Source organism: Gemmobacter lutimaris, assembly GCF_003570715.1.
GTDB classification, from domain to species: Bacteria; Pseudomonadota; Alphaproteobacteria; order Rhodobacterales; family Rhodobacteraceae; genus Gemmobacter; species Gemmobacter lutimaris.
The window spans coordinates 188,362-205,557 of record NZ_QXXQ01000003.1; the positions used below are offsets into that span (position 1 = coordinate 188,362).

The following is a 17,196-nucleotide window of genomic DNA, read 5'->3' on the forward strand; positions in this document are numbered from 1 at the left end:
GACCCTCTCAATACCGGAACAGGCGTGCGGCGATCAGGCGCGCGCCCAGTGTGATGATCTTGGTGATGACGTAGAACAGCACCCCGGCGATGGCGAACAACTCGAAGGTGCGGAAGGTCAGCGCGTTCAGATCCTGCGTGATGCCGTAAAGATCGGCATTCATGCCCACCGTCACGCCCAGAGAGGTCATCAGAACCGCCCAGACCATCTGGTTGGTCATCGGCAGGAAGGAAATGCGCAGCATCTGTGGCAGGATGATGTAGCGGAAGGCTTGCAGCTGCGACATGCCCAGCGACCGCCCGGCCCGCGTCTGTGTCTCGGGGATGGCCTTCAGCGCGCCGCGGAAATTCTCGGCCAGATAGCCTGCATTGTTGAAGGTGATGCCGATGAGCAGCGAGACGAAGGGGCTGAAGTGGATGCCGAAGCTGGCAACCCCGAAATGCGCCATGTAGATCTGGAACAGGGCAGGGGTGTTGCGCGCAATCTCGACCCAGCCGGTTGCGATGCCGCGCAGGGCGCGCGCGCCGGACAGGCGCAGCAGGGTCAACAGGATGGCAAGCGCAATGCCGATCAGCATCGATAGCACCGCCACCTCCATCGTCACCACCGCACCGTCCAGCATCTTCGGAAGCCGGGCCAGCGCCTGGTTCCATTGGAAGGTGTAACCGAACATTGCTGTCTCCGGCCTGGGGACGCGGAAGGACAGGCGGTGCGGACGACCCGCGCCGCCTGCCGTTCCGGCATCCGGTCAGCGATAGGCGTTCGGCACGGTCAGCGCGGGCAGCGCGCCACCAACCCATTTTTCATACAGTTCCGCATACCGGCCGGTGCGGATCTGCTGGTTCACGAACAGGTTCAGATAGTTGATCAGGCCGTATTCATCGCGGTTGGTGAACAGCGCGACATAATCGGTGTCGAAGGGCGCCTTGCCGACCACCGAAATACCCGGAAAGTTGCCGGTTTTGACATTGGCCATGGCCACGGTCGAGGTGGAAACGGTGGCATCCAGTTGTCCCTGGCTGAGCGCGAGGAACACATCGGCCTGCGTCTGGTAGGGGCGGAACTCGCCTTCGCCCCAGGCGGTGACCTGCTGCTCCAGCGCGATGGCCTCGTAGGTGCCAGCGACGGCGCCGACCGTGTGGCCCTTCATGTCGTCATAGGATTTGATGCCCGCCGCGTCGTTCGAGGTCACGGCCATTTCAAAGGCGAAATAGGGGATGGAAAAGCCGACGGTCTTGGCCCGTTCCAGCGTGTCCGAGGTCGAGGCGACGCCGACATCCACGCGCCCCGACATCAGCGCCGGAATGCGCTCGGGGAAGGGGGTTTCGACGATCTCTGCGGTGACGCCAAGCGCCTTTGCCAGATCGTTGCAGTAATCGACGTCAAAGCCCTCCGGCGCGTTGTTGGCATCGCGCATCCCCATCGGCGGGAAGTCCAGCACGACCGCACAGCGCAGCGTGCCTGAAGCGATGATGTCGTCCAGCTTGTCGGCATGGGCCATGCCCGCAAGGCCGGTCGCCGCCAGCAGGACGGCGGTCAGGGTCAGCTTTTTCATTTGTTGTTCCTCTCTGTTGATTCTTGCGCGAACATGACTGGATTTATTTTTTATAGCAAGAATTTTTCTTTTATGAAAAACTGTGGTGCAGATGGAAAATTCCTGCTATGCCGCATCCACGATCTAACGCGCTGGTTTTGCGCCGTTATATGCAGCCGCCGGAAGCGCCCGGCTCGGGCGGGTTGCGTCAATGAAACGCCGTGCGGCTGGAAAAACCGGCTGTCGACACATGCAGAAGGGGCCTCCCATGACTTTCGCACCCAGTGGCAAACACCTGATCGCAGGCGCATGGATCGGGAGCGAACACACCTTCCTGACGGAGCCTGCCCATGGTCCGGCGCATGAATTTTCCGTCGGCACACCGGCGCTGGTGGATCAGGCCGTGCAGGCCGCGGAACAGGCGTTTCGCATCTATGCGCAGGTGTCGCGCGCGGCACGGGCTGATTTTCTGGATTCCATCGCCGAGGAGATCGAGGCCCGCGCCGAGGCGATCACCGTTATCGGTGCGCAGGAAACCGGCCTGCCCGAGGCGCGCCTGAACGGCGAGCGCGGCCGCACCACGGGCCAGCTGCGCCTTTTCGCGCAGCATATCCGCGCGGGCGAATATCTGGACCTGCGCCACGATCCCGACCTGCCAGACCGCCAGCCGCTGCCGCGCCCCGATCTGCGCATGATGCAGCGTCCCATCGGCCCGGTCGCGGTGTTCGGCGCCTCGAACTTCCCGCTGGCCTTCTCGACCGCGGGGGGGGATACGGCGGCGGCGCTGGCGGCGGGCTGTCCGGTGGTGGTCAAGGGGCATGGTGCCCATCCCGGCACCGGCGAGATCGTCGCACAAGCGATCCACGCCGCCATCCTCCGCTGCGGCATGCCTGCGGGCGTCTTCTCGCTGGTGCAGGGAGGGCGGCGCGATGTGGGGCAGGCGCTTGTGCAGCATCCGCTGATCAAGGCGGTGGGCTTCACCGGCTCGCTGGCCGGGGGGCGGGCGCTGTTCGACCTCTGCGCGCAACGCCCTGAACCAATTCCGTTCTTTGGGGAACTGGGTTCGGTGAACCCGATGTTCCTGCTACCCGAGGCGGTGGCCCGTCGCGGGGGCGAGATTGGCCGGGGTTGGGCGGCCTCGCTGACCATGGGGGCCGGACAGTTCTGCACCAATCCGGGTATTGCCGTCGTCATCGACGGGACGGAAGCGGATGCTTTGGTCGAGGCGGCCCGCGCCGCGCTGGCCGAAACCGGCGCGCAGGTGATGCTGACCGAAGGCATTGCCGCCGCCTATGAAAGTGGCGCTGCGACGATGGCGCGTCAGGCCGGGGTGCAGGAACTGCTGACCTCCATGTGTGACCGCCGGGCGGTGAAACCCTTCCTGTACCGCGTCGCCGCGTCTGACTGGCTGGGCAACCATGCACTGTCGGACGAGGTGTTCGGACCGCTGGGTCTGGTGGTCACGGTGCGCGATGCGGCAGAGATGGTGCAGGTGGCTGAAAGCTTCCAGGGTCAGTTGACGGCGACGCTGCACATGGATGACGACGACGTGCCCTTGGCCCGCGATCTGTTGCCGGTCCTGGAACGCAAGGCCGGACGCGTCCTCGCCAACGGGTTCCCCACCGGGGTCGAGGTCTGCGACAGCATGGTTCACGGCGGCCCTTATCCCGCGTCAACGAATTTCGGGGCAACCTCGGTCGGGACGCTGTCGATCCGCCGTTTCCTGCGGCCGGTCTGCTATCAAAACATCCCTGAAAGCCTGCTCCCGGTCGCCTGATCGGCGGATCACTTTATATAAGTCGAGCTGCGTTCACGCCGCCGCCCTCGCCTGTCCTGTCAACTTCTGGCTTTGAGGGGCCATGAAGTTTGGGGGCCGGGTTCCGTCGGTCAGACCTTTTCCAGCAGCAGGGCCGCGCCTTGACCGACGCCGATGCACATGGTTGCCAGTGCATAACGTGCATCGCCTTTTGCAAGATCCAGCGCGGCGGATCCTGCAATCCGTGTGCCTGACATGCCGAGCGGGTGGCCAAGCGCAATGGCGCCGCCGTTGGGATTGACGCGCGGGTCGTCAGCAGAAAGCCCAAGCCCTTGCAGCACCGCAAGGGCCTGTGCGGCGAAAGCCTCGTTCAGTTCAATGGGGCCGAGCGCATCAATCGTGATCCCGGCAAGCCCAAGCAGCTTTTGCACCGCGGGCACCGGCCCATAGCCCATGACACGCGGGGCAACCCCGGCTGAGGCCGCTCCGACAATCCGGGCGACCGGGGTCAGCCCGTAACGGCGGGCTGACTCGGCCGAGGCAATGATCAGCGCCGCCGCCCCGTCGTTCACACCGCTGGCATTTCCTGCGGTGACCGAACCATCCGGCCGGGTGATCGGGCGCAGTTTTGCCAGGTCCTCCAGTGTTGTTGCGCGCGGATGTTCGTCCTGTGCCACCGCGATGGTCCTTCCTCGCCCGAGGGAAACCGTAACGGGCAGGATCTCCGCCGCAAAGCGCCCTTTGGCCTGTGCCGCCGCCGCCAGTTGTTGCGAACGCAGCGCAAAGGCATCCTGATCGGCGCGGGAAATGGCATAATCGTCGGCAAGGTTCTGCGCGGTCTCTGGCATGGACTCGGTGCCGTACTGCGCCTTCATCTTTGGGTTCACGAAGCGCCAGCCGATCGTCGTGTCATACACTTCGGCCGCGCGGCCCCATGCGGTTGCGGATTTCGGCATCACGAAAGGCGCGCGGGTCATGCTTTCAACCCCTGCTGCGATGGCCAGCTGCACATCGCCCGCCCGCACGGCCCGCGCGGCGGCGGCCACCGCCTCCAGCCCCGAACCGCAAAGCCGGTTCACGGTGACACCCGGCACGGTCTGCGGCAGGCCCGCCAGCAGCAGCGCCATGCGCGCGACATTGCGGTTATCCTCGCCTGCCTGATTGGCGCAGCCCATCCAGACCTCTTCGACGGCCGACGGATCAAGGGCAGGATTGCGCGCCAGCAGCGCCGCCAGCGGGATTGCCGCCAGATCATCGGTCCGCACCGTTGCAAGGGCACCGCCATAGCGGCCGATAGGGGTGCGGATGTAGTCGCAGATGAAAGCGTCGGTCATGGTTTCCTCGTGAGGTCGGTCAGGCTGCGGCCGGTTGTGGTTGCCTTGCGCAGAAGTGCGGGCACGCCCCATGACAGCGGATCAGCGGCGGCGAAACTGTCGATGCGACCAAGGATACCGGCCAGCCCCAGCCTTTCGGCATAATGCATCGGACCGCCGCGCCAGCGCGGAAAGCCGTAGCCATGCACCATCACAAGGTCGATATCTGCCGGGGTATCGGCAATGCCTTCTTCCAGCAGTCGCGCGCCTTCCTCGATCATCGAAGTTGTGGCGCGGGTGATGATTTCCTCGTCGGAAAACAGCCGCCGCAACAGCCCGGCCCGCGCGCTTTCGGCGGCGACAAGCTGGTTGATCCGGCTGGAAGAGACGGGTTTTCCATCCTCGTAATCATACCAACCCGCGCCGGTCTTGCGACCAAGGCGGCCGGTTTCCTCGACGATCCTGTCGGCGATGGGGATGTAGCGGAAGCCGGGTTTCCGAGCCCAGCCCAGCCGCTTGCGATTGGCGTAGGCGATGTCGAGACCCGACAGATCCTGCACCTCGTATGGCCCCATCGCCATGCCGAAGCCGCGCATCGCCGCGTCGATCTGCGCGGGCAACGCACCCTCGATCAGCATGACGTCGCAGGTCTGGCGATAGCGGGTCAGGATGCGGTTGCCGATAAAACCGTCGCAGACTCCGGCCCGCACCGGGATCTTGCCAAGCCGCGCGGCAAGGTGCAGCACGGTGGACAGCGTTTCGGCGGATGTATCGCGGGCGCGGATCACCTCGACCAGCTTCATCAGATGCGCAGGGCTGAAGAAATGCAGCCCCAGAAACCGGCCCGGCGCGCGCAGCCCTTCGGCGATACGGTCAGGGTCCAGATAGGATGTGTTGGTGGCAAGGATTGTGGTTTCCGGCAGGGCCGCATCCAGCGCGGCAAAGACCTGCCGCTTGACGGCCAGATCCTCGAACACCGCCTCGATAGCGATCTGCGCGGGCGGCAGCGCGTCATAGCCAACATGAAAGGTATGGCGCGCGGCCTGCGTGGCCTCGGCCTGTATGGCGGTCGTTTTGCCGCGCACCACCGCCTCGGCATAAAGCCGCGCGACGTTCGAGCGCGCGCGGTCCGCCCCGGCGGCATCGGTTTCGACCAGCGCGACCGAAACACCGACACCCGCCAGCGCATAGGCGATAGCGGCGCCCATGGTGCCGCCACCGACCACCACGGCGCTGTCGAGCAGATCGCCGCCTTTGCGCCCCAGCGCGGCGGCCGCGCGTTCGGCGAAGAACAGATGGCGCAGCGCCGCCGCCTGATCCGATGTCTTCAGCGCAAGGAAGGTTGCGCGTTCCTGCGCCAACCCTTCGGCCAGCGGCAGGCGGGCGGCAGCGGCGACAAGGTCGATGGCTGCAACAGGGGCAGTTTGCCCCGGCAGGCGTCGCGCGGCAAGCTTGCGCGCCTTGTCGAGTGCGGCCGGATCATCGACGGGCATGGGCCGTGATCCTGTTGCGGGGCGATCCGGCAGCGCGCAGGTCGCGGCGACGACAACCGGGTCGTCGACTATCCCATCGACAAGGCCCAGCCGCAGCGCCTCGGCCGCGCTGATCACCCGGCCCTCGGCGATCAGCGCCAGCGCGGGGGCAAGCCCGATCAGCCGGGGCAGGCGTTGTGTGCCCCCGGCGCCGGGCACCACACCCAAGGTAACTTCGGGCAGGCCCAGTGTGGCGGTGGGCGCTGCGATGCGGGCGGCACAGGCCAGCGCCAGCTCCAGCCCGCCCCCCAGCGCCGCGCCGTTGATCGCGGCCACCACCGGCACCGGAAAGCCCTCGATCCGCGCGACCACATCGGGCAGATGCGGCGGCATCGGCGGCCGGTCGAATTCCTTCGCATCGGCCCCGGCGACGAAGGCGCGCCCCGCGCCTGTCAGCGCGACCCGCGCCACCCCGGCCGTTTCGGCGGTGTCCAGCGCCGCCATCAGCCCTGCACGCACAGCTTGTGACGTCACATTCACCGGCGGGTTGTCGATGGTGATACGGGCGATGTCGCCCTCGATGACACAAAAGACCGGATCGGACATTCAGACCTCAGAGATGCGGATGAAGGCCACCCGAGACGGCCATGATCTCGCCCGTGACGAACCGGGCGGGTTCCGAGGCGAAGAAGGCGACCGCCTCTGCGATTTCCTCGGGTTCGGCCATGCGCGGGATGCACGCGCCTGCGGTCAGGCGCGTGGCCTCGGTCTCGGGCATGTTGCGGGTGACGGAGGTGCGGGTCAGCCCCGGCGCCACCGCGTTGACGGTGATCGCGGGCGCGAGTTCGGCCGCGAGCGAGCGGGTCAGCGAGGCCACCCCCGCCTTGGCCGCCGCGTAATCGGCCTGCCCTTTCTCGCCGCCGAAGACGATTGTGGCGAAATTGACGATGCGCCCGGCGCCACGATCCAGCATCCCGGGTGCAAAGGCGCGGATCAGGTGGAAACAGCCCATCAGGTTAAGGTCGAAGGTGGCACGCCATTGCACCTCGGTCATGTCCAGCAGCGGCGTGTAAAGCTGCGCAGAGCGTAACCCGCCCACCGTGTTCACCAGCACGTCGATCCCGCCAAACGCCGCCAGCGCGGCTTCGGCAAAGGCGCCCGCCTCGACCTGGCCGGTCACGTCACCGCGCATGGCGACGATTTCCAGCGCGGGAAATTCGGTGCGCAAAAGGGCGGCATTGGCGTCAAGCCGCGTGCCCGAAATATCGGTCAGCGCCATGGCCCGTGCGCCCGCTTGCGCCAGACGCCGCGCGATGGCCAGCCCCATCGGCCCGCCCGCCCCTGTCACGGCGACGCGCGGGGTGGTCAGCAGCGCGGCAGTCATGTCCGCCGCGCCTCGTATTCGGCCTTCAGCTCGTTGCGCAGCGCGAATTTCTGGATCTTGCCCGAGGCAGTGGCGGGCAGCCGGTCGCGCAGTTCCAGCCGTTCGGGGAAATACTGCTTTGCCAGCCGCTGCGCACCAAGGAAGGCCGCCATTTCGGCAAAGTCGATGGTCTGACCTGGCTTCGGCACGATGAAGGCGCAGGCACGTTCGCCCAGCCGGTCGTCGGGATAGGCGACAATGGCGACCTGATGCACGGCGGGGTGCTTGTAAAGCAGCGCCTCGACCTCGACCACCGGGATATTCTCGGCCCCCCGGATGATGACATCCTTGGAACGACCACAGATGCGGATATAGCCTGCTTCGTCCATCCGGGCGATGTCGCCGGTGTCGAACCAGCCCTCGGCGTCGGTGTTATTCCACTGAGGGCGTTTCAGATAGCCCACGAAGTTGGAACAGCCCCGGACGTAAAGCTCACCCTCGTGGCCGGGCGGGACGGGGGCGCCATCGGTGCCGCGGATCTGCAACTCCATTCCCGGCAGCACGAACCCGTCGGTCTGGACCGAACGGCTGTCGGGATCGGAAGGCGCGACCACGGTCACCGCACCGTTCTCGGTCATGCCCCAGGCCGAAAGCACCTTGGCGCCCAGCACCGCCTGCGCCCGTTCCACCAGCGGCCCCGGGATCGCGGTGCCCGCACACAGGAAGATGCGGAGCGAGCGGCTGTCGGTGCCGCCTTCTGCCACCGCGTTCGACAGGTCCATGAGGAACGGGGTGGAGGCCATGGTGAAGGTCACCCGGTCCTCGGCGATCACCCGCGCGGCCAGATCCTTGTCCCAGCTATCCATCAGGACCATGCGGGCGCCAAGCATGACAGGCAGAAGGAAACCATACATGAAGCCGGTCTGGTGGGCCATGGGCGAGGCCATCAGCACGATGTCCCCGGCCCCGAGACCCAGCCGCCCGGCATAGGCCACGAGGTTCGAATACATCGTGTTCGCGGTATGCATCACCCCCTTCGGCTCGCCCGTGGTGCCGGAAGTGTAGATGAGCTGGCAAACATCGTTCGCGTCACCCCGCGCCGTCGCGGACAGCGCGTGCAGATCGGCGCTCGCCTCAAGCGCGGGGTCAAGCAGCAGCGCGTCAAAGCTGTTCGCGCCGCTGCCACCGGCAACGATGATATGTTGCAGGTCCGGCAGATCGGGGCGCATGCCCTCGGCCATGGTCTCGTGGTCGAAGCCGCGAAACAGTTTCGGCACCACAAAGGCGCGCGCCTCGCCGTGTTTCAGCATGAAGCGCAGCTCATGCTCGCGGAAGATCGGCATGACCGGGTTGAACACGATGCCGAGCTTGCGGCAGGCGATGTAAAGCACGACGAACTCCCACGAATTCGAAAGCTGGCAGGCCAGCACGTCGTCCTTCACCAGACCCAACCGATGCAGACCCGCCGCCGCGCGCCACGACAGCGCGTCGATTTCCGCCCAGGTCAGATCGCGCCGCCCGCCCTCGGCCACGGTAATCGAGGTCAGCGCCTGCGCCTCGGGCTGGCGGGCCAGACAATCCTCGAAGTAATCGAGCAGCGTCTTGCCCGGCCAGAAGCCCGCTTCCTCCATCGCCTTGCGGCGCGGCTCCATCAGAACGGCATCGAATTCCATGGTCTCTCCTCCCCTGTTCGCCTCAGCCCGCCACGGCGGCCCGGCCGGCCCGCTCGCGGGCGATGATGTTCTTCATGATGTGCGCGGTGCCGTCGCCGATCTGGAGCCCGAGCACATCGCGCAGGCGCTGTTCGAACGGCAGTTCGTTCGAATAGGCGGCATGACCATGGATCAACAGGCAGGCGTGGATCGCCTCGTAGGACAGAAGCGGCGGCCACCATTTCGCCATTGCGGCCTCGGCCACATGTGGCAGGCCCTGATCCTTGAGCCAGAGCGCATTGAGGCTGAGAAGCCGCGCCCCTTCGACCCGCGTGTCGAAATCGGCAAGCTGATGGGTGATGCCCTGAAACGCCGCCAGCGGTTTGCCGAAAGCCTTGCGTTCGCCGATATAGGCCCAGGCCTCGTCAAGCGACTGCCGCGCGGTGCCAAGGCATTGCAACCCGATCAGCGGGCGCGAGAAATCGAAGCCCTGCATCACCTGGACAAAGCCCTTGCCCTCTTCACCCAGGCGGTTGTCAACCGGCACGCGCACATTGTCGAAGAAGATCGACCCGCGCCCGATGGCGTGCTGGCCCAGATCGGTGAAGCGCGTGGTCGAAATGCCGGGCGTGTCCATCGGCACGAAGACGGCGGTGATGCCCTTGGCCTTGTCCTCGGGGCGACCGGTGCGGGCAAAGACCACGGCACCCTTGGCTTGATCGGCGGCGGAAATCGAGGTCTTCTCGCCGTTGATGACGTAATGGTCGCCCACCCGCTCCATCCGCAGGCCAAGGTTCCCCGCGTCTGATCCGCCGCGCGGTTCGGTCAGGGCGATGGCGATCATCAACTCGCCCGCGATCAACTTCGGCAGCCATTCGCGCTTGATTTCATCATTGGCGAAATTGGCGAGGATCTGACCGTTCAGCGAGGCGAGGATATTGATATAGCCGAAGTTGAAATCGCCGCGCGCGATTTCCTCGATAATCACGCCGGAATAGATGGAGCCGGCACCAAGCCCGCCGAATTCCTCGGGCAACTCGGGGGCGATCAGGCCGAGGCTGCCCATCTCGCGCACCAGATCGGCGCCGAAACCGCCGGCGCGTTCGCGCGCCTGATAGCCGGGGGCCAGCTTCTCGGTGGCGAATTTGCGCGCCAGATCGCGCAGCGCGTTCAATTCCTCGGTGTCGAAGATCGTGGGATACATGGCGTCCTCATTGAACCATCAGATATTTGCGGGTGATCTCCGGGTCGGCATAGAAGCCGTCCACGGTACCGGCCCAGACCGTCGCGCCCCGGTCGATGACGTGAACCCGGTCGGCGCAGCGGCGGATCGTGTTCAGCGCCTGTTCCGAGACGATCATCGACACGCCCTCGCGTTTCAGGGCAAGGATGGCGTCCACCACCTCCTCGGCGATCTTTGGGGCCAGCCCTTCATGCGGCTCGTCCAGCAGCAGGAGCTTCGGGCAGGTCAGCAGTGCGCGGGCGATGGACAGCATCTGTTGCTCACCCCCGCTCATCACGCCGGCCTTGCGGTGGCGGTAGTCGTGCAGTTGCGGGAACAGCGCGAAGACCTCGTCCACCGACCAGCGGCGGCGGTCCTGCGCCGCAACGGGGCGCGGCACACGCAGGTTTTCCAGCACGCTGAGGGAGGCAAACACCCGACGATCCTCGGGCACATAGCCCACGCCGCGGCGGATCACCTCATGCGGGCGCAAGCCGGTCAGTGGGCTGCCCTCGAACAGGATCTCGCCGCCGGTGACCGCGATCTGGTCGCGCACGATGGATTTCATGGTGGAGGATTTTCCGACGCCATTGCGGCCGATCAGGCAGACCACCTCGCCCGGCGCGGCCGAGATGTCCACGCCGTTCAGCACCTCGGCCTTGCCATAGGCGGCGTGCAGGTTGCGGATTTCAAGCATCAGTGGCCCCCTCCCAGATAGACGGCCTGAACCTCGTCATTGGCCTTGATCTCGGATGGCGTGCCGGCGGCCAGCACGGCGCCGCGCACCATGACGGTGACGCGCTGGGCGATCTTCATCACCACGTCGATGTCATGTTCGACGAAGATCAGCGTGCGCCCTTCGGCATCGACACGGGCGGCGACCATCTCCATCAGGGCGTGGCGTTCCTTGATCGACATGCCGGCGGTGGGTTCATCCAGCAGCAGCAGGTCCGGCTCGCCCACCAGCGCCATGCCGAATTCGAGGCGCTTGCGGTCGCCCAGCGAAAGGTCGGCCACCCGGTCGCGGGCGCGATCCGCCAGACCCACGGTTTCCAGCATGGCGCAGGCCTGCCCGGACCGTTCGGCATAGATGCGGCGCGACAGGCTGGCCCATTGCCCCGAGGCGATGACATGTGCCGCCATCATGTTTTCCAGAACGGTCATTTGCAGGAAGGCGCGGCTGATCTGGAAGGTGCGGCCGATGCCACGTCGGGCGAGGGCGGCGGGGGGGAGGGCGGTGACGTTTTCGTCCTTGAACAGCATCTGCCCCTCGACGCCGGAAAGCTGCCCTGCCACGCAGGCGATGAAGGTGGATTTTCCGGCGCCGTTCGGGCCGATCAGCGCGTGCCGCTCGCCGCGCGGAATATCCAGCGAGATGTCGCGCAGCGCGACGAAGGCGCCATAGCTTTTGCGGATGTGGCGGGCGGAAAGGATGGCTTGCATCACTTGTCCCCTTTCCGGTTCAGGCCAAGGCGGTGCAGCAGCCCGACAAAGCCGCGCGGCATCATCAGGCAGATCGCCAGCAGCACGAAGCCCAGCACCAGTTCCCATTCGTGAATGAACTTCGGCACGACGGAGGACAGCAGTTGATAGATCACCGCGCCCCAGACCCCGCCGGCAAAGCTGTTCAGCCCGCCCAGAACCACCATGATGAGCGCATCCAGCGTCAGCCCCAGCCCCGCGTAATCGGGAAAGACCGCGCCATGCAGCACCGCGTAAAGCGTGCCGGCGATGCCCGCGAAGAAAGAGGCGATGACAAAGGCGGTCAGTTGCACCTTGCGCGCGCCCAGCCCCAGCGCCTCGGCCCGCGCACGGTCCTGCCCGACGGCGCGGATCATCAACCCCAGCGGCGATTTCACGATGGCCCAGAGCGCCAGCAGCGCCAGCGCCACGGTCCAGAGCGCGACACTGGCATAGCCCGCCTCGGACAGGCCCAGACGCGGGGTCATGAAGCCGGTGATGCCGGTATCGCCGCCGGTCACGTCATACCACTGGAACAGCACGGTATAGGTGATCTGCGCGCAGGCGAGCGTCAGCATGGCAAAATAGATCTCGGTCAGCCGCACGCAAAGCGCCCCGAAGATCAGCCCGCCAAGCGCCGCGACCAGCGGCCCCACCACCAGCGCCGCCTCGGGCGGCAGGCCCGCCCGCACCACCGCCAGCGTGAAGCCGTAGGCGCCAAGGCCGAAATAGGCGGCATGGCCAAAGCTGACCATGTGGCCAAAGCTCATCAGCAGGTTCAGCGAGGCAGCAAACAGCGCGAGGATGGCCACCTCGGTCAGCAGCGTCGAGGTGGAGGCCGGGGCGAAGCGGTTCACCGCCTCGATCCCCGCCAGCAACGGCAGAAGCAGCTTCCAGTTCACCGAAGCACGGGCGACAGCGGCCCAGAGCGCACGCGGATCGGTCATCGGGCAGACCCTCCCTGACGGCCCATCGAACGCGCGATCAGCACCAGCGCCATGATGAGGAAGATCAGCACCATCGACAGGCGCGGGAAATACATCACCCCGATGGCCTTGGTGATGCCGACGACCAGCGCGCCGGCCAGCGCGCCGTAAAGATTGCCAAGCCCCCCGATCACGCAGACGATGAAGGCAGAAACGATGACCGTGGTATCCAGCAGGTGATTGACCTCGCCGTAGGGCGCGGCCAGCCCGGCCAGAAAGGCGCCGGCGGCAAAGACCGCGGTGAAGATCAGCATTTCATTCACGCCGCACAGCGCGACCATGCCGCGATCATCGGTGCCCGCGCGCAACAGGATCCCGGCGCGGGTGAAATAGATGGTCCAGATCATCGCGCCGACCACCACCAGCCCCGCAAGGAACACGACAACCGGGAACAGCGGGAATAATTGCCGCCGATCTGAAGCGCGCCCATCAGCATGTCGGGCATCGGCACGCTCAGGCTGTTCGGCCCCCAGATCAGCCGCACGGTATCGCGCAGGATCAGCACCAGCGCGACAGTCACGATCAGCTGCATCAGCCCGTCGGCGCCATAGATGCGGCGCAGGGCCAGCATCTCGAACACCACACCCAGGATCGAGACGACCACACCCGCCAGCACGACAGCGGCGAAAAACCCCCACAATGTGCCCGGCGCGATCAGCGGCACCAGCTCGTAAGTCAGGATCGCGCCCAGCATGTAAAGCGAGCCATGCGCGAAGTTGATGATGCGGGTCACGCCGAAAATCAGCGTCAGGCCCGAGGCGATCAGGAAAAGCGTCATGCCTTCCATGAGCCCGTTGACGAGCTGGATCCAGAACATTGCAAACTCCGGGGGGGGGAACGCGGCGCCGGCCCGGAGGGGCCAGCGCCGGCTGGGTCACTTCGCGGCTTCGCGCGCCTTGAGGATGAAATCTTCGGACGGCATCAGCGGCGCGCCCTCGAATTTCTCGACCTCGGTCAGGATCGGGAAGTCATAGCCATCGACCTTGCCGGCCTTGCCCACATAGACCGGCGCATTCATCTGCCCGTCCATCGCGCGGACCTTCAGCCCGGCTTCGCGCAGCCCGTCAAAGGTGACCTCGCCCACCGCCGCCATCAGCGCATCGGGCGCGACCGAGCCGGCCTTTTCGGCCGCCGCCGCATAGAACTTCAGCCCGTCATAGGCGTTGATGGCCCAGTCGGTCGGGTATTCCTTGAATTCGGCGCGATAGGCCTCGATGAAGCCGGTCACCGCCGGGGTTTGTTACAGCGCGAAGAACGGCGCGCGCGAGATGCCGTAAACATGGTCCGCCGGCATGGCGGCGCCCTGCGATTGCAGCGTATCCACCGTCATCAGCGTCACGAGGTTGGTGCGCTGGAAGAAGCCGAAGCCCGGCCCCTGTTTAAGCACCGCCCCCAGCGACGGCCCGAACAGCGGCGCGAACACCGCGTCAGGTTCCTGCGCCAGCGTGGCGGTGATGTAAGGCGCCATCGCGGTTTCGCCGACCTTGGCATAGATCGGGTCGGCAAAGACCACATCGGGGCGCAGCGCCTTCAGCCGTTCGGTGAAGGCCGCGACCGAGGTATGCCCCCATTCGTGATCCGACCCGAGCGCCGAGATCTTCTTCCACTCCGGCTTTTTCGCGACATATTCGGCGGCGGCATAGGCCTCCATCGTGGCATTGGCCTGCACCTGCCAGAAATAGGGCTGGTAAAGCTCGATATTGGCGCGTTGGGTCGATCCGATGGCGGCGTAGAACGGCACCTTCAGCTCGCCCGAGACCGCGCTTTCCGCCAGCATCACCGCCGAGGAACAGACGCCGGTCAGCACGTCGATCTTTTCATCCGAGATCAGCTCACGCGCGACCTTGGCGCCTTCGTCGGGCTTGGTCTGGGTGTCGCGCACGATCAGCTCCACCGGGCGGCCGAGGATGCCGCCGGCGGCGTTGATCTCGGCCGCCGCGATTTTGGCGCCGTTCAGCCCGTCCTCGGCCAGCGCCGCGCAGGCGCCGGTCAGGTCGGCAGCAAAGCCGACCTTCACCGGGCCGCCTTCGGCCACCGCCTGCCCCGCAAGAGCCGCCGAAAGCGCGAGTGTCACGACCGCGGCGCGGCCTTTCGTCGATGCAAGCATGAACTCCTCCCTGAGTATGCTTAGGCTTTGATTATTCTAGAATTTCCGAAAATCCGGCTTGCGCTTCTCCTTGAAGGCGATGCCGCCTTCCCTGGATTCATCGGTGTCGTAGTAGAGGCTGAGCGCATACATGCCCAAACCGGCGATCCCGCGCTGATGCTCGGTATCGACATTGAAGCTGCGCTTGGCGATGGCGATGGCGGTGGGCGATTTCTCCATGATCTCGGCGCACCAGCGATCCACCTCGGCATCCAGCTGGTCGTCGGGCACCACGGTGTTCACCAGACCCATGGCCAGCGCCTCGGGCGCCTTGTAGCGGCGGCAGAGATACCAGATCTCGCGCGCCTTCTTCTCGCCCACCACGCGGGCAAGGAGGGCGGTGCCGAAGCCCGGATCGACCGAGCCGACCTTGGGGCCGACCTGACCGAATTGCGCGGTTTCGCTGGCGATGGTGAAATCGCAGATCGTGCACAGCACATTGCCGCCGCCTACGGCATAGCCGCGCACCTTGGCAATCACCGGCTTCGGCACATCGCGGATGATGGAATGCAGATCCTCCATCGGCAGGCCGATGGTGCCGCGCCCGTCATACTGCCCTTCATGCGCGGATTGGTCGCCGCCGGTGCAGAAGGCCTTCGACCCCGCCCCAGTCAGCACGATGACGCCGATCTTCTTGTCCCAGCCCGCCCTGTTGAAGGCATGGATCAGTTCTTCGCAGGTGCGGCCCCGGAAAGCGTTCATCTTGTCCGGGCGGTTGATGGTGATGGTGGCGACGCCGGCCTTCACCTCGTAAAGGATGTCGGTATAGTCCATCGGGTTTCCTTCAGCCGTGCATGGTCAGGCCGCCCGAGACGGAAATCGTCTGGCCGGTGATGAAGGCGGCGTCGTCGCTCGCCAGGAACAGGATCGCGCCGGGCAGGTCGTCGGGGCGACCAAGGCGCCCCATCGGCACCGCCTTGGCGAAAGCCACGCGCAGCTTTTCCTTGTCGCCCGCGGCTTCCATGAAATTCTCCAGCATGCCGGTTTCGGTCACGCCGGGGCAGACGGTGTTGAAGGTGATGCCGTGGCGCGAATGTTCGCGTGCCAGCGTCTTCATGAAGGCGATGACGCCAGCCTTGCAGGCGGAATAGACACTTTCCCCTGACGAACCGCCGCGCCCCGCATCCGACCCGATCGAGACCACACGCCCGCCCGCGCCGCGCGCCACCATCGAGGCCAGCACCGGCTTGGTGACGTTCAGCACCGCGCGCAGGTTGATGTCGATGATCTTCGACCAGTAGTCCGGCTCCGACTTCAGGAAGGGCACGAACAGATCCCAGCCTGCATTGTTGACCAGAATGTCGATGGCGCCGAAGTCTGCCTCGACCTGTGCCACGGCAGTGGCCGTCGTGTCATGGTTGGTCAGGTCGGCGACCATGGCCATGGCCGTGCCACCTTGCGACCGGATCGCCTCCACCACCTTCGCGGCAGCTTCGGCACTGATGTCCGCAACGATGACGCGGGCGCCTTCCCCGGCAAACCGCAGACAAGTGGCCGATCCGATCCCGCCGCCCCCGCCTGTTACGACAACTACTTTCCCATTCAGGCCACGCAACGCGCTCTCCTTTCTTTACTTCAGGCCGTAGATTCCCGGCCGCGAAAATTGGGTTTTTCCAATTTTCGTGTCGAATCACCTTATCCAATGCTCTGGACGGCCTCCCTCCGTGCAGCCTGCGGTATAGGGGAAATTATGTCAATATATTTACTTTATTTTGCGATTGCGGCATCGCTTGACCGTGGCGCGAACTGGCGCCAGACTGGCGGCATGAGCGATAAGACTGATCATTCCAGGGAATTGGCGCCGCGGCTGGCGAACCGGCTGTTTTTTCGGCTCTACCAATGTGCCAACATGTTGCACAAAACCGGCACACGGGCTTTGGACGGCTACCACGTCACCACGCAGCAATGGGCTGTTCTGGGTGCGCTGACCCGGCCAGCCTTCGAAGGTGGCGTGGCAGTGGGTGACCTTGCCGCCTTCCTGCTGGTCAGCCGACAAAACCTGACCGGCGTGCTGACCCGGCTGGAGGCGATGGATTATATCGAGCGCGCGGTGGATGCGAATGACAACCGCTCGCGGCTGATTCGGCTGACGGCAAAAGGGCACAGTCTTTGGGACGAAAACATGCGTCCTGTGATTTCCGATTTCTATGACGAGGCGCTGCGCGGCTTTTCCACCGAGGACCGGATTCACATGATCCACTACCTCGACAAGATGCTGCGCAATTTCAAGGAACTGGACCCGGAGGTTCCTGTCGAAAGACGGGCGGCGGAATAACCCGCCGCCATCCCGG

16 protein-coding genes and 1 pseudogene are annotated in these 17,196 nt (G+C 65.4%); 2 read left to right on the top strand and 15 right to left on the bottom strand.

Going from position 1 to position 17,196, the window contains the following annotated elements; translation table 11 throughout:
- Positions 1–7: 7 nt before the first annotated feature.
- The gene (locus D2N39_RS07400) at positions 8–673 is read right to left on the bottom strand and encodes an amino acid ABC transporter permease (RefSeq protein WP_119134139.1); all 666 of its coding nucleotides are present in this window, start codon (positions 671–673) and stop codon (positions 8–10) included.
- A 75-nt stretch (positions 674–748) separates the two neighbouring features.
- Positions 749–1,555 (bottom strand): ABC transporter substrate-binding protein, encoded by an 807-nt coding sequence (locus D2N39_RS07405; protein WP_119134140.1) that lies wholly within the window; start codon positions 1,553–1,555, stop codon positions 749–751.
- A 247-nt stretch (positions 1,556–1,802) separates the two neighbouring features.
- On the opposite strand from D2N39_RS07405, the gene D2N39_RS07410 reads away from it, so the two are divergent.
- Positions 1,803–3,311 carry an aldehyde dehydrogenase (NADP(+)) gene (locus tag D2N39_RS07410; protein ID WP_119134141.1) on the top strand — a complete coding sequence of 503 codons (1,509 nt, stop codon included), beginning with the start codon at positions 1,803–1,805 and terminating at the stop codon, positions 3,309–3,311.
- 110 nt (positions 3,312–3,421) lie between these two features.
- On the opposite strand, the gene pcaF is transcribed toward D2N39_RS07410, so the two are convergent.
- From pcaF to D2N39_RS07480, 13 genes and pseudogenes are all read right to left on the bottom strand, one after another.
- Positions 3,422–4,624, bottom strand: a complete 1,203-nt coding sequence (gene pcaF / locus D2N39_RS07415; RefSeq protein WP_119134142.1) for a 3-oxoadipyl-CoA thiolase — start codon at positions 4,622–4,624, stop codon at positions 3,422–3,424.
- Positions 4,621–6,681, bottom strand: a complete 2,061-nt coding sequence (locus D2N39_RS07420; RefSeq protein WP_119134143.1) for an FAD-dependent oxidoreductase — start codon at positions 6,679–6,681, stop codon at positions 4,621–4,623. The genes pcaF and D2N39_RS07420 overlap by 4 nt, the downstream gene beginning before the upstream one ends.
- Before the next feature lie 7 nt (positions 6,682–6,688).
- On the bottom strand, positions 6,689–7,459 hold the full coding sequence (locus tag D2N39_RS07425; protein WP_119134144.1) for an SDR family NAD(P)-dependent oxidoreductase: 771 nt from the start codon (positions 7,457–7,459) through the stop codon (positions 6,689–6,691).
- Positions 7,456–9,111, bottom strand: coding sequence for a cyclohexanecarboxylate-CoA ligase (gene aliA, locus D2N39_RS07430; RefSeq protein WP_119134145.1), 1,656 nt, complete (start codon positions 9,109–9,111; stop codon positions 7,456–7,458). The genes D2N39_RS07425 and aliA overlap by 4 nt, the downstream gene beginning before the upstream one ends.
- A gap of 22 nt (positions 9,112–9,133) precedes the next feature.
- Positions 9,134–10,294, bottom strand: a complete 1,161-nt coding sequence (gene aliB / locus D2N39_RS07435) for a cyclohexanecarboxyl-CoA dehydrogenase (protein ID WP_119134146.1) — start codon at positions 10,292–10,294, stop codon at positions 9,134–9,136.
- 7 nt (positions 10,295–10,301) lie between these two features.
- Entirely contained in the window at positions 10,302–11,009 is a 708-nt protein-coding gene (locus D2N39_RS07440) for an ABC transporter ATP-binding protein (RefSeq protein ID WP_119134147.1), read from the bottom strand.
- Positions 11,009–11,755: an ABC transporter ATP-binding protein gene (locus D2N39_RS07445; protein WP_158589788.1), complete on the bottom strand. Its 747-nt coding sequence runs from the start codon at positions 11,753–11,755 to the stop codon at positions 11,009–11,011. The genes D2N39_RS07440 and D2N39_RS07445 overlap by 1 nt, the downstream gene beginning before the upstream one ends.
- Complete coding sequence (locus D2N39_RS07450; protein ID WP_119134148.1) at positions 11,755–12,720, bottom strand: branched-chain amino acid ABC transporter permease; 966 nt, start codon at positions 12,718–12,720, stop codon at positions 11,755–11,757. The genes D2N39_RS07445 and D2N39_RS07450 overlap by 1 nt, the downstream gene beginning before the upstream one ends.
- On the bottom strand, positions 12,717–13,106 hold the full coding sequence (locus D2N39_RS23545; RefSeq protein ID WP_267899569.1) for an ABC transporter permease subunit: 390 nt from the start codon (positions 13,104–13,106) through the stop codon (positions 12,717–12,719). The genes D2N39_RS07450 and D2N39_RS23545 overlap by 4 nt, the downstream gene beginning before the upstream one ends.
- Positions 13,103–13,576 (bottom strand): branched-chain amino acid ABC transporter permease, encoded by a 474-nt coding sequence (locus D2N39_RS23550; protein WP_119134150.1) that lies wholly within the window; start codon positions 13,574–13,576, stop codon positions 13,103–13,105. The genes D2N39_RS23545 and D2N39_RS23550 overlap by 4 nt, the downstream gene beginning before the upstream one ends.
- A 57-nt stretch (positions 13,577–13,633) precedes the next feature.
- Positions 13,634–14,866, bottom strand: a pseudogene (locus D2N39_RS07470) (ABC transporter substrate-binding protein).
- 36 nt (positions 14,867–14,902) lie between these two features.
- Positions 14,903–15,679: a 2-ketocyclohexanecarboxyl-CoA hydrolase gene (gene badI, locus D2N39_RS07475; protein WP_119134153.1), complete on the bottom strand. Its 777-nt coding sequence runs from the start codon at positions 15,677–15,679 to the stop codon at positions 14,903–14,905.
- 10 nt (positions 15,680–15,689) lie between these two features.
- Entirely contained in the window at positions 15,690–16,460 is a 771-nt protein-coding gene (locus tag D2N39_RS07480) for an SDR family NAD(P)-dependent oxidoreductase (RefSeq protein WP_199725221.1), read from the bottom strand.
- Positions 16,461–16,670: 210 nt separating this feature from the next.
- On the opposite strand from D2N39_RS07480, the gene D2N39_RS07485 reads away from it, so the two are divergent.
- Positions 16,671–17,180: a MarR family winged helix-turn-helix transcriptional regulator gene (locus tag D2N39_RS07485; protein WP_119134154.1), complete on the top strand. Its 510-nt coding sequence runs from the start codon at positions 16,671–16,673 to the stop codon at positions 17,178–17,180.
- Positions 17,181–17,196 lie beyond the last annotated feature (16 nt).